Here is a 21,672-nt window from a genome sequence, read left to right as displayed (position 1 = left end):
AAAAAAGAAAACATATGATTGCGGAAATCAACTATCACTCGCGATCATTGTCTTTCGAGGTCGCGCATGTCCCATATGTCTAATATGCCCGCCCATAGGAGCTCCCTCCACGATCCGGCGAGGCAGAGCCCGTCGCTTTGGGAGACGGCCTTCAGCGGCACGGACCCGGACGCACTCTCGGAAATATTGTCGACGCCGAACTCGCCGATCAAGGCTGCGGCGCAAGCCGGCGCACCCATCGCCTATCGCTGCAATTTCGTCTCGACGGAAGAGCTGACCATCGCCGACTGCGCCTACGAGGGCACGATCTCGGTTAGGCGCGAGGCACCCAACGGCAAGGTGATCATATTCCTGCCGATGGAGGGGAATGCCGTCTTCGATGCCGGGAAGGAGCAGATCCATTCGATTCCCGGTCGCGGCGCCATTCTCGGGGCGGGCCGCGCCTCGGGTTCCTGCCTGGTCGGCCCGCGCCGTCATCTCGGCCTGTTCGTCGATCAGGCGAGGATCAACAGGCAGCTCACGCATATGTTCGAGCGGACGATTATCGGTGACACCGATTTCCATCCGACCATCGATCTGACGACCGGTTCGGGGCTCGTCCTGCAGCAGCTCGCCGTGAACCTCTACCGCGGGCTTAGCGGCGATGGGCCGCTGCAGCAGTCGCCGCTGGCACTGAGTGCGCTCTGCGACGCGATGATCTACCTGCTTCTGGAGACCTGTCCCCATCGCTATTCGGAGGCGCTTGCGCTGCCTGCTCCGGCCCCGGCTCCTCGCCATGTGAAATGGGCGATCGACTTCATGCGGGAGCATATGGCCGAGCCGATTTCGCTGAGCGACATCGCCACTGCGGCCAAGGTCAGCGTCCGCACCTTGCAACAGGGTTTCCGGCAGTTCAGGAATACCACGCCGATGGCTTACCTGCATGAACTGCGGATGCTTGCCGCCCATCGCGATCTGCTCGAATCCGGCACGCGGCAGGCCGTCGCCGACATTGCGCTCAAATGGGGGTTTACCCATCTCGGGCGATTTTCAGCCGAGTACCGGAAGCGTTTCGGTCAACTGCCGTCGCAGACTTTGAAGGCCTGATAGTGACAAGGCTGCTCATGACTGGCCGCATCTTCTGCGGATGGGCATGAGCAGGATCTGGGCTTCGTGTCTGCGGGCGGCGATGATCTTTAGCCGACTCGCGGGCGAGACCGGCCGGCGGCGTCAGAACTCTTCCCACTCATTGCTTGCAATGGCGGCGTTGCCATGGCTCGGATAGGCCGCGCCGAGTTTTGCCCGCAACGCGCGCGCCGGCGAGGCAGCTGTCGGGGGGCCGTTTGCTTGCCGGGCCGCTCGCATCTGGGATGCCGCTGATTTGCCAATGTGGAATTCGCTCAGCATCTGAGTGATATGGCCGACCTGTTGGACCAGGGCGTGGCTTGCCGCGGTCGACTGCTCGACCATCGCGGCGTTTTGCTGAGTGCCCTGATCCATCGCGTTGACGGCCGTGTTGATTTCGTGCAGCGCCGTTGCCTGCTCGCTCGACGCCCTGACGATGGCGCCGATGTGCCGGTCGATCTCCTGGACCTCGTCGACGATCACCGTCAGCGTCTCGCCGGTCTGTCCGACCAGGGACACGCCCGCCTTTACCTGTTCGCCCGAGTTGTTGATCAATCCCTTGATCTCTTTTGCCGCCTTGGCGGAACGCTGCGCCAGTTCGCGAACTTCCTGGGCGACGACGGCGAAGCCCTTGCCGGCCTCTCCCGCGCGCGCCGCTTCGACGCCGGCATTCAGCGCCAGAAGGTTGGTCTGGAAGGCGATTTCATCGATGACGCCGATGATGTTGGAGATTTCCCGCGACGAGCTGTCGATCGCCCCCATCGCGGCGACGGCCTGCTGGACGATCTGGCCCGACTTCTCGGCGCCTATGCGGGCCTTTGCAACCAGTTGCCCCGCCTCTTCCGCGCGCCGGCTGGAGTCCTTCACCGTGGTGGTGATCTCCTCGAGCGCGGCCGCCGTTTCCTCGATGGAGGCGGCCTGCTGCTCGGTTCGCTTGGCAAGATCGTCCGCGGCGGACCGGATCTCCTGCGACCCCGCATTGATCTGCGTGGCAGAGCCGCTGATCTGCTCGATCGTCGTCGACAGCTGTTCCAGCGCATTGTTGAAGTCGTCGCGCAGGGCGTGATAGGCTTCCGGCAGATCATCGCTGATCCGGTAGCTGACATCCTTGGCGGCAATCGCCGACATGGCCTTGCCGAAAGTGGAGCCGACGAGCTGGCGCTCCGCCTCGATCGCATCGGCCTGGGCCTTCTGCTTGGCGATCTCGGCCTCGTCGATATAGACCGAGATGGCGAGATCCATATCCAGCATCACAGCCTTGACGAGGCTTGCCAACGCCTTGCCGAACTCCGCCGGCTTCATCGTTTTTTTCGAGAATACACCGCCCTTCGGGACCATTTCCTCGACGGCGCGGTTGATCAGATGATCGACAATGATCGCGTAGCCGCCGATATACCATTGCGGCTCCAGGCCGATGCGGGCATGGACGGTTCCGATCGTCTTGACCTTGCCGACATATTCCTCGTTGAATTTGCCGTCTGCGATATTGGCCCAATGGCCCACCTGCGCACCCTTGGCGCGGGCGATATTTTCCTCCGTCGAGAAGAAGCGGCTGACCTCCGGGCTCTTGCGAAGCTGCGCGTAGAACTTATCGAGTCCATGCGGCAGTTCGCGTTCGATCAGCGTCTTTAAAGATCGGATGCCGGCACGGCCCTGTTGGTCGAGCTGCATGAAGTCGAGGCGGCGTTCGACACTCTGGCTTTTGCTCTTCGCGTGATCAACGCCGGCGCCGCCGTTGTGAGCGTGGACCGAATTGCTGCTGGCATGCTTATGAAACTGACTCGACATTCCCGACCTCGAAGACTGGCTGAAACCGTAATTGGGCACGTGCCTCAATCACATCGAAACCCGCCATCATGTCGGAACCGGCGTCCACCCGCCTGATTGATGACCCCAAATTTGGGATAGTTGGTTTAATTGCGGTTAACCAAGCCGAGCCAGGAAATGCATTTCGTCAAATAGCTTCGTTATCTGGATACTTTTTGCGCTTTTTGAACGATGGGATTTCGAGCAATCTGATTTTTACCTGCACTCGAACGGCAAAAAAAAAGGCCCAGTTTTCGGAGCCGTGTCATAATTCGGACGTCCGAAGTGTCAGCTAATGAGTTGCCGGCGGATCGCTTCGGCAATCGCATGGGCGCGATTGGCTGCCCCGAGCTTTTTCGTCGCGCTCTTCAGATAACTGTTGATGGTTTCCGTTCGATAGTCAGAGGCACCGGCAATTTCCTCGCTGGTGAGTCCCTTGCCCGCGAGTTCGAGGCAGCGGAGTTCGCCGCTGGTCAGGCGAAGGACGCCGGCGGCAAAACGGTCCATCAGCGGCTTGGTGATCGCCCGATGCAACGGCTCGGCAAAGAAGACAAGCAGTTCCTTTTCGCTTGCGGTGAACGGCTTTTCTCGCGTGAAGCAGACCCCTCCGTAGATAATGCCGTTCCTCGATAGCGGAATCTGTATTCGCCGCCCGATCTCATAGGATCGCAGCAAATATCGGAGGCGTTGGGTCGGCGCCAGGATATCGAAGGCTTCTTCTTCCGTCAGCGGCGTTGTCCGGCTGAGTGACTGGACGACGAGTGGATCGGAACGGCCGTGTTCCTCTGCGAAGTAGGTATCGATATAGGCGGGAGGCATATCGGTGTCGATGGAGCGCCCCCTCCCTATCCGATATCCTTCGAGATCCAGTCCGCCGACGGCGATATAACGGAAATCGACCGCCTTCCTCAATTGTTCCAGCAGATCGCTGTTGCGCAATTGCCGGTGAGCGGGAACTTCGGAAATATCCCTGAAATGGCAAAGGCTTTCAATTGAGGCGCACCCCATTGGTCCCCCGATTCGCGGCTGGTTAACGATTAACCCCGACTCTGGGGTCTCGGGGTTAATAAATCTTTACGTCCGACCTTGAGTGCTTGCCAGGATGCAGTCTTCCGTCTCTCGGGCGTGTGCCGCCGCCCGAGGTCGTCGCGTCGATACTTCTCGTCGACAGGTCTATGCGGCGCGCTTCAGCGCGTCGGCGATCGTCGAGACGATCGTGTCGATCTGGCCCTTCTCGACGATGAGCGGCGGCGAGAGCGCGATGATGTCGCCGGTCACGCGGATCAGCAGGCCCTTGTTGAAGCAGTCGACGAAGACGTCGTAGGCGCGGGTTCCCGGTGCGCCATTACGGGGCGCCAGTTCCACCGCGCCGACCAGTCCGAGGTTGCGGATGTCGACGACATTGGGCAGGTCTTTCAGCGAATGCAGGGCCTGCTGCCAGTGGTCGGCCAGCTCGGCTGCGCGGGTCAGCAGCCCTTCCTCCTCGTAGATTTCGAGGGTGGCGAGCCCGGCGGCGCAGGCGACCGGATGGCCGGAATAGGTATAGCCGTGGAAGAGTTCGATCGCATTTTCCGGGCCGACCATCAGGCCGTCATAGACCTTGCGGCTGGCAAAGACCGCGCCCATGGGGATCGCGCCGTTGGTCAGCCCCTTTGCCGTGGTGACGAGATCGGGCACGAGGCCGAAATAATCGACTGCGAAAGGCGTGCCGAGGCGGCCGAAGCCGGTGATGACCTCGTCGAAGATCAGCAGGATGCCGTGCCTGTCGGCGGTGGCGCGCAGTTTTTCCAGATAGCCCTTCGGCGGCAGGACCACGCCCGCCGACCCCGACATCGGTTCGACGATGACGGCGGCAATGGTTTCGGCGCCGTGCAACTGCACGAGGCGTTCCAGGTCGTCGGCCAGTTCCACGCCGTGGGCGGGAAGGCCCTTCGAAAAGGCATTGCGCTCGACGTCGAGCGTATGGCGCATATGGTCGGCCGGTATCTGCGGGAAGACCCGCCGGTTGTTGACGAGGCCGCCGACGGAAATACCGCCGAAGCCGACGCCGTGATAGCCCTTTTCACGCCCGATGATGCGCGTGCGGGTGCCCTGGCCGATCGCACGCTGATAGGCGATGGCGATCTTCAGCGCCGTATCGACCGATTCCGAGCCCGAGCCGGTGAAGAAGACCCGGTCGAGCTTGGCGTCGGGCCCGCCCGGCGCGTTCGCGGCCAGCTTCGCGGCGAAGTCGAAGGCGATCGGATGACCCATCTGAAAGGTCGGGGCATAATCCAAGGTCGAAAGCTGCCGCTCGACCGCCTGGGCGATCTTCCTGCGGCCATGGCCGGCATTGCAGCACCAGAGCCCGGCGGTGCCGTCCAGCACCTGGTTTCCGTCGACGTCGGTGTAATACATGCCCTCCGCGGCGGCCAGGAGGCGCGGCGTGGCCTTGAACTGCCGGTTAGCGGTGAACGGCATCCAGAAGTTTTCGAGGACGGGCGCGTTCGGTTTGCTGATCTGGTCCATGCTGGCCTCCTATGGTTGGCGGCGAGAATGGCAATTTCTCCCTGTCAAACAAGTCCTTTTCTTCTGCGGTGCAAGTCATTGAAACTGAATGGACGAGCCGATATGTTTTTCGATATTCTGGACAACACAAACGGACCACATCATGTCAGTCGATATCGGCAGCCGCCTTCGCCATCTACGCATCGCCCATAAGCTTTCCCAGCGCGAACTCGCCAAGCGCACCGGTGTGCCCAACTCGACGATTTCGCTGATCGAATCGAACGCCTCCAACCCCTCGGTCGGGGCCCTGAAGCGGATTCTGGACGGTATCCCGATCGGTCTGGCGGAGTTCTTCGCCTTTGAACCCGAGCGTCCGCGGAAAGCCTTCTATGCGGCGGAGGAGTTGGTGGAGATCGGCAAGGGCGCCATCTCCTACAGGCAGGTCGGGGATAACCTGTTCGGGCGCAGCCTGCAAATACTCAAGGAATGTTACCAGCCGGGCGCCGACACCGGAAAGATTCCGCTCGTTCACGAGGGGGAGGAGGGCGGGATCGTGCTGTCGGGAAGGCTTGAGGTGACCGTCGATGACGAGCGGCGTATCCTCGGGCCGGGGGATGCCTATTATTTCGAAAGCCGGCGACCGCACCGGTTCCGCTGCGTCGGACCGGTGCCTTGCGAAGTCATCAGCGCCTGCACGCCGCCGACCTTCTAAAGCACGTCACATCGAATCCGATTTGCCGATGCATTCGAGAATTGCCGTGCGGCAAACCACGGCCTCCCTTTGCGCCTGAGATAGTTCACGCCAGGCCTGGTAGGCGATCCGGAACTCGATGTCCTTGTAAAAATAGGTCTTTGCTTTCTGTTCGAGACGGCTCCTCTCCAAAGCCTCTGAGGTGACGACGATATGTGCGGCAAGCCGTTTGAACTGCCACGGCGGCGTATGCCGCTCCTTCTCGATCACCTCGACATGGTAATAGGGATCATGACCGGCGGGGTCGGGAACCTTATAGACAGTGGCCCAACGAACGGTCCGTGGTGAGAGCGAGAGAATGACAGTGGAAGCGGCCGGCGGTTTTACCGCCTCGGCATGTGCCAAGACGGTTCCGCCGAGAAGGGCCGCGACGGTTGTAACGCCCGCGAGACCTGTTCGCATCCATGCCGATGCCATGCGCCTCACTTCCTGCGGCCCTCGATGCGGGCAAGCACGCCATCGAGGGCGCCGTTGAGCGCGGCAAGGCCGCCTTGCTTGTCGAAGTCCGACAGGACCTGCTCGTTCAGTCCGCCCTTGGTGGCGAATTCGCGGCTCAGCGCGCTGAACGGCTCGGTGCCGGGACTGTTGGCTTTCTGCGCCAGGCTTGCAAAAAGCGGAGCGATGTAGGCTTGGCCCTTTGCCCTTTCGAGGCCGCTTTTTTCCAACCAGCCGGTGATCGACTCCATGACGCCGAAATAAGTCGACATGACAGCGCTTGCGGCTGCGAGGAGATCGTACTCCTTCCTCGACTGACACTGGACGGCCGTTCCGAGCGTGTCGAACAGCGCCGCGATGGTGGCATTGGCGGGATAGATGGCGGTGACGCCTTTCCGCTGTGCGACGAAGGGCAGGGGAATGGCCTGGACGAGATCGATATCGGCGCCGATCCAATCGAGCAGGGCTTGCCGCTCCGTCGCCGCGACGAGGCTGACCACCGTCTGGCCGGTCCTGAACGACAGCGCGCGCACGACTTCCTCGGCGATTTGCGGTCTTATCGCCAGGAACACCATATCGCTGCGATCGACGACGGTCTGGTTGTCCCCGGCAATCCTGACGGAGGCGAACTCTTCTGCCAGCGTCGCGGCGATATGCGCGCTCCGCGGCGAAACGTGGACCTCGGAGGCGTAAGCCGGTGCGGCCAGAAGCCCGCGAACCATCGCTTCGGTGATCGCGCCGGTGCCGACGAATCCAATGCTGTTGATTGTCATGCGATTACTCCGCGGCCCGCAGCGGTCCCAGCGCGACATCCGTCGTGTAGTTCTCGCGTAGCGTGTCAGCAATGTAATTTTTCCGCTTGATTTTGTCGACACGCAGCCGACAAGAAACAGTAGAATCGGCCAGAGCCTACGAGTGGGATCGCACGCTTTACGCACAGAACAAGAGGAACGTCCCGATGTTCGAAGCCGGCGTCGGCCGGACGATCGGCGATCTCGACAAGCTCGTTCCCTACGGCCGTATCGGCAGGCCGGATGTGCGGCGCGCTGGTGGAGACCACCGGAGCGCAAGCCGTGGCTTGAACGATCGGCCTTGAGCATCGGGATCGTCTACGATATCCCAATGGGAGTATGCGTCGGGTGCGAAACAAGGAACTTGGGGAATGCCTTTCAACACCGCTCAGGTGATCAATCTCGGAAAGGCGCCCACGGCCTCGGATGTGATCTTGAAATTCATCCGGGATTCGATCGCGGACGGCTCGCTTGATGAAGGCGAGCCGATCCGGCAGGACGATGTGGCGCGCTTGTTCAATGTCAGCAAGATCCCTGTCCGGGAGGCGCTGAAACGTCTGGAGGCCGAAGGCCTGGTGGAATTCCACCGGAACAAGGGCGCGATCGTCACCAGCGTCTCGGAACCGGAGATCGCCCAGATCTTCGAGGTGCGCGCGATCCTGGAATCGAACGCCATCAAGCTCTCGATCCCCCACATGACCGAAAGGACCTTTGAAACGGCTCTGGCCTATTGCGACGCCTTCGCCAAGGAAACGGATGTGGCGCGCTGGTCGGAGCTGAACTGGCGCTTCCATAGCTGTCTTTACGAGGACGCTGAGCGGCCATTCCTCGTCAACACGATCCGTTCGGTGAACGACCGGCTGGAGCGATATCTCCGGGTGCAACTGACGCTGTCGCATGGCCAGGAGACGGCCGATCGCGAGCATCGGCAAATCGTCGAAGCGTGCCGGAAGCGGGATGAGGAAAAAGCGGCAAGCCTCGTCTATGCCCACATCATGAGCGCCTGCCGATCGCTCCTCGAACATCTTCCGGCAAAAAGGCCGCGTTGAGTGGCATTTCCCATCGATTCCGCGCCGTCAGGCGCCCGCGATCTTGACGATGGCCTCGAAGACTGCGCGCGGCAGTTTCAGCCCTTGCGACGGCGACCGGGGATATTCGATACCGTCGACACCGGGCACGAACACGCCGTGTTCCTGAAGGCGATCAGCCTGACGGCGTGCGCGTTCAACAAGGCCATCATCGCTGCGCCCCGGCATCATCGCCACGACGGTCAGTCCCACGGCAGGGCTGTCGCATCCCTCTCTGAAAGACGGCGTATCCAATGACCACGGGCCGCCGGAGAGGCCTGCCGACAGCATTTCCACCATCAGCGCCACATTGGCGCCCTTGCGTCCGCCGAAAGGAAGCAGGGCTCCGCCAAGCGCTCTTGCCGCATCCTGGGTGTCGTTACCCGCTTCGTCGACGGCCCATCCGGCCGGGATGGCGCGCCCCTCGGTTGCGGCTGCGACGATATTGACATAAGCGGTGGCGCTGGAAGCCTGGTCGATGATGAGAGGCAGCGATCCTTCTCCCAGCGGAAAGCCGAAGGCCATCGGGTTCGTGCTGTAAACGGCTGGGCCGCCGGCCTTCGCAACCACCATGGCATTGGCGTTGGTCGCGGCGATGCCGACGATTCCTTCGCCGGCAAGCCTGCGAACATAATAGCCCAGTTCCCCCGCCGTATAGCTGTTCCTCTGCGTAAAGACGGCGACCCCGAAATTGCGCGTGGCCGCGACGAGATCGTCGAAGACGCGATCGAAACCGAGCTGGGCGATGCCCCAATCGGCATCCGCGACGAAGAAGGCGGGATAGGGACGCTCGCATGCCGGCGAGGGATTGCAGTTGATGCGGCCCTCGCGAAAGCTGTCAAGGTAATCGACCATATGCGGAAAGCCGAGTGTCGAAGGTCCGTAGAGTGCGGCGGACAAGGTCGCGTCCACGAGGGATCGGGCGGTGGCTTCCGTTGCGCCGGCTGCCAAGCAGGCCCGCATTGCCAGGGCCTCGGCTTCCGCCTGATCGAGCACGACCTCATCCGACATCTGAAATCTCCGTCCCTGTGTTTCCTTGACTGCCGATGCTTTTGAAGCATCCGACACGGCCCGTTTCTCGGCCGATAACTTCCGGCCCATGGAATTCCTTAGCAACAGCGCCGAGACGCCGAAAGGGAAAATGTACATCTGTGTCAATAAACATGACTTTGGTGATTGACAGCGCCGCGACTTCGAATAAAAGATATCGTATACGATATTGCAAAACAAGGGCTGACATGTGGGCTGCGGTCTAACGGAGACGGCAGTTTCGCAAACGGCACAGTGGAGGAGAAACTATGGGATTCAAAAGAATGATTCACGCAGTCGACACCCATGCGGGCACCCCGATGCGCGTGGTCACGGGCGGCATTCCGCATATTCCCGGCAATTCCGTCTATGAGAAGATGAAATGGCTGGAGAGCAACGACGACCAGCTGCGCAAGCTGATGCTGCGCGAACCGCGCGGCTATCCCGCCCATTGCTGCAACATCATCGTGCCGCCCTGTCACCCGGAAGCCGATGCCGGCTATATCATCCTCGAGCAGGTCGAATATCCGATGATGTCCGGCGGCAATACCATTTCGGTGGTGACGGTGCTTTTGGAAATGGGCATGCTTCCGATGAAGGAGCCGGTCACCGAGCTGGTGCTCGAGGCGCCCGCCGGCCTGATCCGCGTCAAGGCGGAATGCAGCAACGGCAAGGTCAAGAACGTGACCTTCAAGAACGTCCCGGCATTTGCCGCCCATCTCGATGCCGTCATCGATGTGCCGCATCTTGGAAAGGTGACCGTCGATGTCGGATGGGGCGGCATGTTCTATGTCATCGCCGATGTCAGGCAGTTTAAAGGCCTTCAACTGATCCCGGCACATGGGCGGGAGATCGCGCGCGTTTCCGCGATGATCCGCCAGGCCGCCATCGATCAATTGCCGGTTGCCCATCCGCATTATCCCGGCGTCGGCATCACGATCTCACAGCTGTCGGGACCGACGGACGATCCGAACGCCGATTGGAAGAACACGGTGACGATGGCGACAGGCGATCTTTCCTGGGACGACCCAGCCACCTGGACGGGTGCGCTCGATCGCTGCCCCTGCGGCACCGGCACCTGCGCGAAGATGGCCGTTCTGCATGCGAAGGGCGAATTGCCGCTCCATCAGGACTTCCGGCATCAGGGGATTCTCGGCAATATCTATACCGGCAGGCTGGTCGAGGAAGCCAGGATCGGCGACCAATCCGCCGTTGTCCCGACGCTGACCGGCACCAGCTGGATCTCGGGCCTGAATACCCTGGTCCTCGACAATGACGATCCCTTCACCGAAGGTTTCACCCCAGGTGATATCTGGGCCTGAGCATCGCCTTTGGCGATGACGATGTCTTTCGTTTCGAATTTCGGATGTTTACAAGCTGAGGGAGCTCAAAACATTCGACGGGACGAAAGGCATCGATCGTGAATCTCATGCGTCGCGCGCTGTTGGGGACCCTATGGGCCATCCTTGGATGGAGGCCGTCTTCTGCCAAGGAATCCGGTCCGGCTTCCGGTGAAGAAACGATGCAGACTGAGGCCGAAGCATCGTCGGTGACTCCAAGGCATGTCCTCTGTTTTCTGGGGCGGGATAGCGACCTGAGCCATCTGTCCGAGGCGGCATTGCAGGCGATTACCGACTTCGCCGCCGGATTCAGCATCGACGAGGACTATTCGCAGGCCGAGCCGGATGATCGTATGAGCCGGTCCTTCGATGTCTGCTGGGATCGGGTTGAACCGGATGCGTGGGATCAGGCGGACGAGAAAGCCGTCGCCGATCATCAGTCGGTCCTCTACATCCTCGGACCGAGCATGGCGCAAGCGGAGACAGTGAAGGTTTCGATGCTGGCGCTCCGCCTTGTCGAACATTTGATCGGCGCGGGAGCGGTTGCCGTGAAGGGTGAAAGCGCCGGTATCGCGCACGGCCTCGATCGCTGGCGAGAGCTGATCCGGCAGGGCGCCGCGGCACAGAAGGCCGCCGACAGGCTGGCCCAGCAGCGGATCGGCCGTCTGGCTTTTGCGAAGCGGCCGCTTTCGGCTCGGGGATACCTCGAAAGCGTCGGCTTTCATCTCGTCGGCCTGCCGGATGTCTATGTGCCTGACACGGCCGGCAGCGAGAAGCAGATCGTCGCCATCATGGATGCGGTTGCCGACGAGATCGCCGAGCGGGGACTGGAGCCGACGCTGAAGGATCGGCGGGCAAGTCTCTCCTTCAATTCAACTTATGAAATGGACGAGTTCAAGTTCAATCCTTACGGCATCGTCAGGCTCGGTGGCTGAGCGGGCCAATTTCGCGTCGCGGCTTTCGCGGGCTTCCCATTAGGGGCATTGAAAGCCGCTTCAATCTGTCTGCTGCTCCAATGTGTCGGCGAGCTCTTTATAGTGGAGGGCCGATCCCGCATTCTTCTCGGCGGCATATTTGGCGCTGACCGCCCGCGCTGCTTCCGCCGCGATATGGAAGGCGTCGAGCCTGTCCTGTGGGTCGGCCTCGGCTTGCCCGCCGATGTCGTCGCCGCTGAAACGGCCGGCCCTGTATCCGTCAGCCAGATCGATCACGCCGATTTCCGGGACGCCTTCCTTCATTCGGCCGAAGAAGGCTGGGCCGACCCGATCGCCGTCCCGGCGGCGCAACATGCCTTCTCCTGACGCCTGCCCATCGACGCAGCCGCCGATCCAGAAAGTAGGGCCGCTGGTCAGGGAGGCCGGCGCGACGAATTTGCAGTGGCTGCCCGGATCCTGCGACCATTGCCGTTCCCCCGGCGCGGCACCGGCTGGGCCATGCGAATAGAGCGCGGCCGCCAGAACGATCGCCGCCATGACCGGCAGCCGTCCCATGCCGCCGCGAACCCTTCTTGCTGTCATTTCTTGATCCTTCACTCTCATCGGCCGCAGCAATGCACCATTGTCGGTCCGGCGACAACCGGCCCGAGCGTATGGGGCGTTGGTTTGACGATCCGGCGGGCGGGCGTTCGGCTTACTTGTAAGTGATCGTGTCACTCACGCGCGGGCGATTGAAAAAATAGCGGTCGAAACTGTAGCCGTTCTGGCCGGTGAAATTTGAGAAAAACGCAGAGACCGGTGTCGTCAATGTGTATTGCACCCGGGTCAGCACCACCTGCACGCCTTTTTCCTGGATTTTGGAGGGGATTGCGACCGCGCTCGCCGTGCCGGAATTCACCGCCGAGGTGTTGAGCGCGGCAGACCAGTTGACGGTCGCGCTGCCGCTCGTATTGACGTCATTGACCGCGACCGTGATCGTCAGCTCGGTGGTGTCGTAGGGCTGCAGGATGAAGCTGGCGCCGGAAAGAAGCTTGGCGACGTCGGACTTCGTCCAGGCGCTCTGCTGGGCAATCATGTCGCCCGTGGATGAGGCGATCTCGTCGATCTTGCGGCTGACCGTCAGCGCATGGCCGAGATCGGCCGTGCCGAACAGCAGCATTAGCAGGATCGGCAGCACGAGCGCGAATTCCACGCCCGAAGCAGCCGACCGATCGCGCACGAGACGACGGATGCCGGACTGCGCGAAGCGGAAAAGGGACAGGCTCCGTTTCATGCTCATGTCAGAAGGGCTCGTTGCGAAACAGAGCGGAAGATCCGAGGAGATAGCGGCCGTCGGAAAGCTTGGCGCTCGACAGGTTGAAGAAACTGACGACGGCCGTCCACGGCAGGAACGCTTGAACCAGGATGTAGTCGCTGCCCTTGCCGATATCATAAGTCTCGGTAACGGCGAGTTTGCCGCTACTGTCGATCGGATCGGTGTGGGCTGCGGACGACATGTCGGAAAGCACGTTCACCTTGACGACGAGACCGCTGGAGCAGCCGAACGACAGAAGCATGTCGTCGCATATCTTGGCCTTGAAACCGGCCAATGTGATCTTGGAGGACGCCACCTCACCGGTGCGGATCATCCGCGAGACCTTGTGCACCGAAGCGTCCAACGCCGAGTTGACGAAAAACATCAGCGACACTTCGATAATGCCGAACAATATGATGAAGAGCGGCAGGGCCAGGATCGCAAATTCGATCGCAGCAGCCCCCTTCCGGTCGCCGATCAGACGGCGCAACGGTGCGAACCGTTTCTCGCGCTTCATTGGGTCAGCCGCACGGAAGAGAGGTATTGCGTGAAGAGCGTCGACAGGCCAGCCGTGATCTCGGTCGACGACGAGGCTGACAGAAACAGGCTCTTGGAAGACGCACAGTCGGCCAGCGCATAGGGGATGTAGTCGCGTCTGGTGATGCTGGTGGAGACGCCGCTCTGCATTGTGCCGCCCCAGGTATTCTTCCAGTTGGCGCTCGCCATGGTTGAGCCGACGGTTGCGTTGTAGCCCCAGTCCGAGGTGATAGGCAGGTATTCGGTATAGAGCACCGCCATCGTGTTGGATTGATTCTTCAGATAGCTGCACCAATCGGGATTGAGCGGCGCGACTTTGTTCCAGTATGCGCCGGACGTCGCCTTCCCGTTTTTGTCCCAGGTTACCTTGTCGGTCACCCATTCGCGCTGCGATTGGACACCGTCCGTCAGCAGCAGAACCAACTTGAGGGGCGTGCCCGAGGTGGTTCCGTCCCCGCCGGCGCCGACTTTCTGCTTGAGCGTCGCCAGCGAGACGTCGAAATAGGTCGCTGCCGTGGAGGTCGCGCTGGTGAGGCCATAACTTTTGCCCGCGAGACGGGTTCGTGCCGTGTCCGTGCTCAATGTCGGGGCGAGAACCTCCGTCAGCGTATCGCCGAGGCTATACAATCCGACCTTGATCCGTTCATGATTGCTGTCGGATTTGTCGATCAGGGAGAGCACGTCCTTGACGGCGTCGCCGGCGACATCGGCGCGCAGCTTAATGTTCTTCGCCGCGCTGTATTCGTAATTGTTGGCGTATGTCTTGTTGTTGACAGTGTGCGCATCGCCGGTGTGGCAGGCAAACTGGCATTTAATGCCGGAATACATGGTCGACTGACCTGACGTCGTTGCCGCCAGAAGCATCGACGGCGACGTGTCGATGACGATATAGACGTTGAGATAGGACGTCGCCGGGCCCTTGACGGCACTCCCCACGCTGACGGGGACGGTGTCAATATTGGCGATCTTCATGAACGTCGTCGGCACGGTGCCGCTTGCCGTCGCCGTGATGTTGTGATTGGTCGTATCGATGTCGATTTCGCCAAGCGTGTAGCTGTTTTCCACTTGCGCATGGAACCAGTCGGAGACCTTCGCCTTGAGGGTGTCGGTGTCCGCAGTGTTGTTGATCTGCTTGACCGCGGCGATCAGAGCGGCATCAAGGTCGCTCTGCATTTTCTGTCGGACATTGTAGCTGCGAATATAGTCAAAGCTTGCGCCGACCGCGACGAGCATCGGCACCAGGGTGAGGGCAACGACGATCGCGACGTTGCCGGTTCTGTCCCTTCCGAGGCCGCGAAGAGCGTGGAAATATCGACCCAATGAAAATGAAAGAGCTGACTTCAAAAAACCACCGCCGCAGCACATCGAAAAATACTAATGCGAGATGTATCCAGGAAGCTTAAGCCTTTGTTAAAACTTGCAAGTTCCGGCGGGAAACGGGTTTCCCGCGCGTCGTTTTCTGCGTGTATCGGACATGCCTGCGAATTATGGATATTCGCGCAACGCCACCTGACCGTCTTTCACGGCGCCGATCACGTCTCGAGCGGGCACGATGTCCGTGCCCTCAGCGCTGCATCAGCAGGTCATGCAAACGTTTCTGAACCTCTTGCGCAGACATATTCCTGTTATTGAAGAAGTCGCCCACCACGGCGATCCAGCCCTCCGACATCTGGGTTGGCATGGCCTGGGATTGGGCGCTGACTTCACCCTTCTTTGCCTTGATCATCTCCAGCCCAAGCTTGCCGCAATGATCGAGTCCGGACGGATCGACATCTGTGCGCACCGGCAAGGACCCCTTGATCCGGCTGAATGCGACCTGATTGTCGCGGTCGAGCACCATGCGCGCGAAAGCCTGCTGAGCTTCCGCCGTGCCGTCCCGATTGGTCAGCGGAAAGGCAAAGGCATCGATCACCATGAAATAGGCGATGGACGTGCCGGGAACGAGGCTGCAATCGAAATCCTTGTCGACGTTGTAGCCGCGCGCCACAAGTTCGCCCTTGGCCCAGTCGCCCATGAACTGCATGCCGGCTTTGCCCTGGCCCACCGCTGCCGTGGCATCGGCCCATGTCTTGCCCTTGCGCTGCTCGATCGGCTCCACATAGTTGGACAGGCGCAACAACAGTTCCAGAGCTTCGATCATGCGCGGGTCCTGCACCAGCGCGGCATCGCCGCTCATCAGACGGGCGTAACCCTCTGGCCCGAATTTGTGATAGATGATGTCGTTGAAGATGAGCGACACTTCCCACCGCGTGCCGCCGAGCGCGATCGGCAGACGTCCCGTCGCCTTGATTTTTTCAGCCGCGTCGAAGAGCTCATCCCAGGACTGCGGCGTCTTCACGCCGGCGTCGGCCAGTGCCGCCTTGCTTGTCCAGAGCCAGTTTTCGGCATGGATATTGGTCGGCGCGAAATAGACCTTTCCCTTGTAGGAAATCCGGTCAAGAACCGTCGCAGGAATGACGTCCTGCCAATGATCCGCCTGCGCGACCTCATCTATATCCTGCACGATCCCCATTTCCGGCAGTTCGCGCGATCCCTCGTTTGCATTCCACTGCATCACTGCCGGTGCATACCCGTTGGCGATGCGGTCGCTCACGACCCGCTGGACGGCGACCTTGTTTTCTGCCGGCATGTCGACCCACTGGTTGCCGGCTGCTGCCCAGGCCCTGCGGAAAACGTCGAGCGCCGCGGCTTCGCTTTTCGATACCCAGAAATGCACGACGTCAACCGCTACATCCTGCCCCTCGGCAGCCTGCCCCGCCGCAGCCGGTCCCGCGGGAGCTGCGGCCGCCAAAGCCGCAACAAACCACGCTCGAAAGTTTCCCCGTTTCATTCGCTTACCCCTCTTTTTATTGAACCCTGCCGCACCGCCGGTGCGCGCCTCACTCAGGAGACAGTTTCAGCCCGCATTGTGCGTGGTCGCCGTGATAACCTGCTTGGCGCCGGCCGGCGTGCCAGCCGTTCGACCGCCGTGGCAGCGGGTTCCGGCTTGGCGAACAGATAACCTTGGCCGATCTCACAACCGGCATTCAAAAGGAAATGACGCTGGACCTCGTCCTCGATGCCTTCGGCAACGCACCTTTTGCCGAGGTTGCGGGCCAGGTCGATGATCGCTCGGATGATCTGCTCCGAGCGAACATCCTTGCCGATGTCGGCGACGAAGCTGCGGTCGATCTTGAGTTCGTCGAAGGGAAAGTCGCGCAGATGCACGAGCGACGCAAAGCCGGTGCCGAAATCGTCGAGCGAGACCGACACTCCATGCTTGCGGAAACGCGAAATGGTCTCGGCGATCTGATTGGCGCCGCGATTGAGGAAGACGTCTTCCGTGACTTCGATGGCAAAATCGAGCCAGTCGAGGCGGTTCGCTTCCACCGCTGCAGCGATGAGGGTGTACCCATCGTCGCCGACCAGCAGGGCTTCCGGCAGATTGATGGCAACCGACCCGGCCCTGAGCCCCGCCGCCTTCCACGTCCTGAGATCGCGAGCGACTGTATTGACGATACAGCGCGTCATGCTTTGGATGAGATAGCCTTCCATGAGCGGCAGGAAGCGGCCGGGCGGCAGAATGCCGAGTTGGGGATGGCGCCAGCGCACCAGCGCCTCGAAGCCGAGATGCTCGCCGGTCTGGAGATTGACCTTCTGCTGGTAATAGACAACGAACTCGTCACGGTCGGCGGCGACGGCGAGCGCTGCGGCAAGCCGGTTCTGCTCCAGTCGCTGGGCGAAGGATGCTTCGTCGAAGATGACGGCGGTGTTGCGTTTGGCTTTGGCGGCATAAAGCGCCAGATCTGCAATGCGCATGAGTGTGGCTTCGTCCGACGCATGGCCTGGTACGAGCGCCCCGCCGAGGCTGGCCGAGACCGGCAGCAACCGGCCCTCGAAATGACATTCCGTTGCAATGGCAGCGACTGCGCGCTCGGCGATACCCTCAAGCGTTGCCGCATCCGAAATGCCGGGAAGCAGAGCAGCAAATTCGTCGCCGCCAAGCCGCGCGACCATGTCGCCGGCGCGAAAAGTCTTCTGCAACGCACTGGCGACGTGACTGAGAACCGCGTCGCCTGCCGGATGGCCGAAGCTGTCGTTGGTGGCCTTGAAGTGGTCGAGATCGACCAGCAGCATCGAAAAGCCGGCGCCTGTCCGCTCAAGGGAAGCAAACAGTCCGTTCAGCGCCTCATTGAACGATGATCGGTTGCCGAGGCCTGTCAGCGTGTCGGTATGGGCCAGATGCGTCAGCTTGATCTCGAAATCGAGGGTTCGCCGGTGCTCGGTGCGCAGCTTGACGAGGAGCGGTATGAAAAGGATGAGAGTGGCCAGGATGAGTGTGGCTGCGGTCAGGCTGAGGAGCACCGCGCTGATCAGGCGGGTATGGTCGATGCTCATATCGCTCCGGTCATGCGCACTCTCGATCAAGGCGCCGAACTGACGCATCAGCATGCTGTCGGATGAAACGGCGAAGTCGATCGGTCCCCAGAAGCTGTATCGCTCCCGCCGATCCAGCAATTTCGCGGACACGACGCGTTCAGCCCTTCCAAGGAAATCCTCCAGCCGTCCGTCGAGTTCCACCCGCAATTTTTCAGATGCAGCATCCCGGCCGTTCAGCCGCTCGAGAAGATTTGCGTCCACCGCGATATTCAACGCGTTCAACTGTGCGCTCATCGCGCGGATATCATCGATCGCTTTTTGAACGTCCTCGACCATCGGCCTGACGATATATTCCGGCATATTCGGATCGGCCGAAGCGCGCATGATCGCTCGCGTCTGATTGGCAAGCTGCTGGAAACGAATGAACTGGCGTCCGATCAGATAGCTGATGTTCTGCTGCAGGGAATGGCGATCGAGCGCTACCTTCACGGTCACAAAGGTTGCCCCGATCAGAACCGTCATGACGACGACTGCGATGACGTAATGCCGCCCGATGGAGCGGATATATTTCGCCACGGAGGAATGGGACTCGCCTGATGGCATCACCGCGTTTTCCAAATCCGATCCCACCACCATTCGCGCTCCATCAGGAAAATACAAGCCGGCCAAGCAGCCTCCGGCGGGCGGAGATTGCGTCACGATCACTATCTAGAAATTGGTTGGCCATCATGGCCGCGGTCCGCGCATCGAGCGCGGGCGCACCGGAATAGGCTTCACGTCGCTGATGTGCGCTCTCTCCGGACCGCCGCCGCTATCGGCGCCGGTGTGACAACAATGCCAGGAGGCTTTCAGCGAACGAATACGGACGCGTCAACAGTTCCAGACGGGAATGCTCTGGGCGTTGCACTTGGGATAACGGCTGTCACGCGCATGCGAATTATCGAACATTTCCACCTCTGAACGCACGCCCTCTCGATTGACGAAAGCGTGGATTTCTGGCTCGTCTCCGAACCCGTCATCATGGCGGAGAAGTACAAGCAGCACCTCATTCGGTGACCCAAAATTGTCGATGGTCTGGTTTCAGAAGCGTAAACACTTTTATGAAAACGCAACGAAACCAGGTCCTTGCATGGAAGCCGGCGCGAAAGCGTCGTGATTTGGCCAGCGGGTTCGGATTTCGGATAATGGATGCGCGTTTGTGGCCCGGTCGGACCGTGCGACCTCCTCAGCTGGCTCATTTTCGCAACGCTGGCGAGCCGACGGCAGCCGGGAGCGGGGTGTGAGAACTGTGGATATCCATATTGCGCAGCCCGATCCGTATCGCGCGTCGAAAGTGACGGCGGCACCGGAGACGGCAGCAATCTCTTAAATTTTGTCACCGCATATTCAGGTCGAAGCCGAAGTGCCCGGTCCGCGCGGACCGATGCCATTGCGGTGATATCTTCGGATCGCTGTTTTCGCCTCAAATGACTTGGGCGGCCTTTCCGAGAAAATTCTCGATTGGATGGATGATGCATTCGGTTGATGTCCATGGTGAGGAGATCCGTCATGACGTTGTCCCAATCGCTTTCGCAGCCGGCCCCTGTCGTCGATATTAGCGAACACAAGCAGGCGGAGCGCGAGCTCAGGAAGGCGCTTGAATTCGCCGAGGGGATCATCGCCGCCATACCGGATGTTCTTTTCGAGGTGGACGACGGCGGCCGTTATCTTCAGGTCTGGACAAGAAACCCCGAACTGCTGGCCCAGCAGAAGGAGATGCTGCTCGGCAAGACGGTCAACGACGTTCTAGCGCCGGACCAGGCGACCATCGCGATGGAGGCTCTGCACGAGGCCGGCAGAGAGGGAGCTGCCTACGGCCGATGCATTTGCATTTCCCTGCCCAATGGTGAGACGCGATGGTTCGAGCTGTCCATAGCCAAGCGGCCGAGCGCCGATCCGGGGGCGGCCACCACTCTCCTGGCGTTCTCGCGGGACATTACCGAGCGAAAACAAGCCGAAGACGCCATCAACCTCATGCGAATGCAGCTGTTGAGCGTGCTTCAGACCATGCCCGATATGGTCTGGGTCAAGGATATGGACGGGGTCCATGTGATGTGCAACCACGCCTTCGAGCGGCTGACCGGATTGGCCGAAGCGGACGTCGTCGGGAAAACGGATTTCGAGCTGTTCGATATTGAGAGGGCCCGGTACTTTCAGGAATCGGACAAGGCGGCGATCAAGGCGGGAAAGTGCATTGTCAGTGACGAGGAATGGGTCGTTTCCAAGGAGAAGGGTGAATCTGTTCTTCTTGAAACACGCAAGGTGCCGATTATCGATGCAGCGGGAGACGTCGTCGGCGTTCTCGGCGTGGCGCGCGACGTGACCGAGTTAAACGTCTCGCGCCAGAAAATCCATCAGATGGCCTTTTACGACCCCTTGACCTCGCTGCCGAACCGGTCGCTGTTCAACGATCGGCTGCGGCAGATGATCACCTCGGCCGGATCGCGAGGCCAGCGGGCCGGGGTGATGCTGATCGACATCGACCATTTCAAGGTGGTCAACGATACGATGGGCCACCCCGTCGGCGATGATTTGCTCTGCCAGGCGGCGGCCCGTCTCAATGCGAGCGTGCGCGACTATGACACCGTCGCCCGTCTCGGTGGCGACGAATTTGCGATCCTGTTGCCGGATATCAGCCAAGGCGACGATCTGGGCCGGATTGCCAACAATATCCTCGATAAGTTCAGGGAACGCTTCCTGCTGGATGGCCAGGAGGTCTTCATTTCTTGTAGCGTCGGCATCGCGCTCTATCCCAATGACAGCGCCGATGCCAACGACCTTGTGAAATACGCCGACTCGGCGATGTATCTCGCCAAACGCTCCGGGCGAAACAGTTTTCGTTTCTATTCGAAGGACCTGACGGCAAACGCCGAAGAGCGGATGCGGCTGGAATCGGAGTTGCGCCGTGCGATCGAGCGCGGTGAACTCGAACTGCATTACCAGCCGAAGGTGCTTCTGGACAGCGGCGCAATGGTCGGCTGCGAAGCCTTGCTGAGATGGCGCCACCCAGAAATGGGCATGATTCCTCCCACCCGTTTCATTCCGGTTGCGGAAGACACCGGGCTGATCGTGGAACTCGGGCGATGGGTGCTGCGCGAGGCGTGCCAGACGGCGGCCGAATTGAATGCCGATAGCCAGACACCGCACAAGGTGGCGGTCAACTTGTCGGTCAAACAATTCCAATCCGCCGGACTGGTGAGGTCGATCGTCGAAATTCTCGGCGAGACCGGTTGCCGCGCGGAATGGGTCGAAATCGAAATAACCGAAAGCCTTCTGCTCGATCAGAAAGATGAAACGCTGCAGGCGCTCTCCGAACTCCGAAGCATGGGATTTTCTATCGCCATCGACGATTTCGGCACGGGCTATTCGGCGCTGAACTATCTGGCGCGCTTTCCGATCGACACGCTGAAGATCGACCGGTCGTTCATCAACAGCACTGACAGGCGGAACGAGGAACTGGTGAAGGCGATCCTCTCCATCGCGCGCTGCCTCGGACAGAGTGTGGTGGCGGAAGGCGTCGAAACCGCTGAGCAGGCAGCTTTCCTGGCGGCAAACGGATGTGGCTCGGCGCAGGGTTTCCTGTACAGCAAAGCCGTGCCCAAGGCTGATATCATCGCCCTGTGGCTGCGTTCTCCGGCCGGTGGCCCAAATCCAAGCGCGCGGGTTTGCGGGTCAACTCCATCTTAGGAACAGGCATC

The 21,672-nt window shown here is 60.6% G+C and carries 18 protein-coding genes and 1 pseudogene; 7 read left to right on the top strand and 12 right to left on the bottom strand.

The genetic code is table 11. The features are described 5' to 3' along the window. The first annotated feature begins 84 nt into the window (after positions 1–84). A complete protein-coding gene (locus ATY75_RS01610; RefSeq protein WP_245317529.1) occupies positions 85–1,086 on the top strand; it encodes an AraC family transcriptional regulator in 1,002 nt (333 codons plus the stop codon). 123 nt (positions 1,087–1,209) lie between these two features. Here ATY75_RS01610 and ATY75_RS01605 read toward each other — a convergent pair whose 3' ends face one another. The 3 genes from ATY75_RS01605 to ATY75_RS01595 all read right to left on the bottom strand — a co-directional run bounded on the left by ATY75_RS01605 (position 1,210) and on the right by ATY75_RS01595 (position 5,418). Further along, positions 1,210–2,892 carry a globin-coupled sensor protein gene (locus tag ATY75_RS01605; RefSeq protein ID WP_088936188.1) on the bottom strand — a complete coding sequence of 561 codons (1,683 nt, stop codon included), beginning with the start codon at positions 2,890–2,892 and terminating at the stop codon, positions 1,210–1,212. Between the two features lie 306 nt (positions 2,893–3,198). Beyond that, positions 3,199–3,918: a LuxR family transcriptional regulator gene (locus tag ATY75_RS01600; RefSeq protein WP_088936187.1), complete on the bottom strand. Its 720-nt coding sequence runs from the start codon at positions 3,916–3,918 to the stop codon at positions 3,199–3,201. A gap of 165 nt (positions 3,919–4,083) precedes the next feature. After that, entirely contained in the window at positions 4,084–5,418 is a 1,335-nt protein-coding gene (locus ATY75_RS01595; protein WP_088936186.1) for an aspartate aminotransferase family protein, read from the bottom strand. Between the two features lie 142 nt (positions 5,419–5,560). On the opposite strand from ATY75_RS01595, the gene ATY75_RS01590 reads away from it, so the two are divergent. Then, on the top strand, positions 5,561–6,109 hold the full coding sequence (locus ATY75_RS01590) for a cupin domain-containing protein (RefSeq protein WP_088936249.1): 549 nt from the start codon (positions 5,561–5,563) through the stop codon (positions 6,107–6,109). 6 nt (positions 6,110–6,115) lie between these two features. Here the strand turns inward: ATY75_RS01590 and ATY75_RS01585 are convergent, their stop codons facing one another. Both ATY75_RS01585 and ATY75_RS01580 read right to left on the bottom strand, forming a co-directional pair. After that, the gene (locus ATY75_RS01585) at positions 6,116–6,565 is read right to left on the bottom strand and encodes a DUF5086 family protein (RefSeq protein ID WP_088936185.1); all 450 of its coding nucleotides are present in this window, start codon (positions 6,563–6,565) and stop codon (positions 6,116–6,118) included. Positions 6,566–6,570: 5 nt separating this feature from the next. Beyond that, positions 6,571–7,356 carry a pyrroline-5-carboxylate reductase gene (locus ATY75_RS01580; protein WP_088936184.1) on the bottom strand — a complete coding sequence of 262 codons (786 nt, stop codon included), beginning with the start codon at positions 7,354–7,356 and terminating at the stop codon, positions 6,571–6,573. A 170-nt stretch (positions 7,357–7,526) separates the two neighbouring features. Between ATY75_RS01580 and ATY75_RS33720 the strand changes: the two are divergent. After that, positions 7,527–7,665: pseudogene (locus ATY75_RS33720) on the top strand (short-chain dehydrogenase); the annotation flags it as partial. A gap of 80 nt (positions 7,666–7,745) precedes the next feature. Then, positions 7,746–8,423 (top strand): GntR family transcriptional regulator, encoded by a 678-nt coding sequence (locus tag ATY75_RS01575; protein ID WP_088936183.1) that lies wholly within the window; start codon positions 7,746–7,748, stop codon positions 8,421–8,423. A 27-nt stretch (positions 8,424–8,450) separates the two neighbouring features. Here the strand turns inward: ATY75_RS01575 and ATY75_RS01570 are convergent, their stop codons facing one another. After that, positions 8,451–9,452, bottom strand: a complete 1,002-nt coding sequence (locus ATY75_RS01570; protein WP_088936182.1) for an Ldh family oxidoreductase — start codon at positions 9,450–9,452, stop codon at positions 8,451–8,453. A 302-nt stretch (positions 9,453–9,754) separates the two neighbouring features. Between ATY75_RS01570 and ATY75_RS01565 the strand changes: the two genes are divergently transcribed. Then, complete coding sequence (locus ATY75_RS01565; RefSeq protein WP_245317522.1) at positions 9,755–10,792, top strand: proline racemase family protein; 1,038 nt, start codon at positions 9,755–9,757, stop codon at positions 10,790–10,792. A gap of 98 nt (positions 10,793–10,890) precedes the next feature. Next, positions 10,891–11,745 carry a hypothetical protein gene (locus ATY75_RS01560; protein ID WP_088936180.1) on the top strand — a complete coding sequence of 285 codons (855 nt, stop codon included), beginning with the start codon at positions 10,891–10,893 and terminating at the stop codon, positions 11,743–11,745. A gap of 60 nt (positions 11,746–11,805) precedes the next feature. On the opposite strand, the gene ATY75_RS01555 is transcribed toward ATY75_RS01560, so the two are convergent. The 6 genes from ATY75_RS01555 to ATY75_RS01530 all read right to left on the bottom strand — a co-directional run bounded on the left by ATY75_RS01555 (position 11,806) and on the right by ATY75_RS01530 (position 18,571). Continuing rightward, positions 11,806–12,327: a hypothetical protein gene (locus ATY75_RS01555; RefSeq protein ID WP_088936179.1), complete on the bottom strand. Its 522-nt coding sequence runs from the start codon at positions 12,325–12,327 to the stop codon at positions 11,806–11,808. A gap of 112 nt (positions 12,328–12,439) precedes the next feature. Then, entirely contained in the window at positions 12,440–13,024 is a 585-nt protein-coding gene (locus tag ATY75_RS01550) for a TadE/TadG family type IV pilus assembly protein (RefSeq protein ID WP_088936178.1), read from the bottom strand. Between the two features lies 1 nt (position 13,025). Then, complete coding sequence (locus ATY75_RS01545) at positions 13,026–13,556, bottom strand: TadE/TadG family type IV pilus assembly protein (protein ID WP_088936177.1); 531 nt, start codon at positions 13,554–13,556, stop codon at positions 13,026–13,028. Beyond that, the gene (locus tag ATY75_RS01540) at positions 13,553–14,920 is read right to left on the bottom strand and encodes a TadE/TadG family type IV pilus assembly protein (protein WP_088936248.1); all 1,368 of its coding nucleotides are present in this window, start codon (positions 14,918–14,920) and stop codon (positions 13,553–13,555) included. The genes ATY75_RS01545 and ATY75_RS01540 overlap by 4 nt, the downstream gene beginning before the upstream one ends. A gap of 220 nt (positions 14,921–15,140) precedes the next feature. Continuing rightward, complete coding sequence (locus ATY75_RS01535) at positions 15,141–16,406, bottom strand: ABC transporter substrate-binding protein (RefSeq protein WP_088936176.1); 1,266 nt, start codon at positions 16,404–16,406, stop codon at positions 15,141–15,143. A gap of 53 nt (positions 16,407–16,459) precedes the next feature. Beyond that, entirely contained in the window at positions 16,460–18,571 is a 2,112-nt protein-coding gene (locus ATY75_RS01530; protein ID WP_088936175.1) for an EAL domain-containing protein, read from the bottom strand. 912 nt (positions 18,572–19,483) lie between these two features. On the opposite strand from ATY75_RS01530, the gene ATY75_RS01525 reads away from it, so the two are divergent. After that, positions 19,484–21,661, top strand: a complete 2,178-nt coding sequence (locus ATY75_RS01525; RefSeq protein ID WP_088936174.1) for a bifunctional diguanylate cyclase/phosphodiesterase — start codon at positions 19,484–19,486, stop codon at positions 21,659–21,661. Positions 21,662–21,672 lie beyond the last annotated feature (11 nt).

It is taken from the genome of Rhizobium sp. N122, from assembly GCF_002211295.1.
In the GTDB taxonomy this organism is placed as follows: Bacteria; Pseudomonadota; Alphaproteobacteria; order Rhizobiales; family Rhizobiaceae; genus Rhizobium.
This window is presented reverse-complemented; position numbering and strand designations above follow the sequence as displayed.